1 pseudogene is annotated in these 228 nt (G+C 68.4%); it reads left to right on the top strand.

The window, feature by feature from the left end:
- Nucleotides 1-228: pseudogene (locus BEK98_RS46560) on the top strand (hypothetical protein); the annotation flags it as partial.

Raw genomic sequence — 228 nt, 5'->3', positions numbered from 1 at the left:
CAGCGCGGTGCCGACCGGGCCAAGCGGCGCGAGCTGGAGCTGACCCATGCTTTTCAGGAGGCCGGCGAGCACCGCGAGCTGCGGCGCAACTGCTATACGGAGCTTCATAGGGACGCGCGGCAGTACGCCACGGCGCTCAGCCGTCACCTGTACGTCATCTGGGACCGAGCGGCCGAGGCCGACGATGTTCGAGCGTTGGAAGAGACCAAGGACGGCTACCGCGACCGC

The organism is Streptomyces diastatochromogenes, assembly GCF_002242805.1.
Lineage (GTDB): Bacteria > Actinomycetota > Actinomycetes > Streptomycetales > Streptomycetaceae > Streptomyces > Streptomyces diastatochromogenes.
Note: the sequence above shows the minus strand (reverse complement) of the source record. Positions and strands in the feature narration are given on the sequence as shown.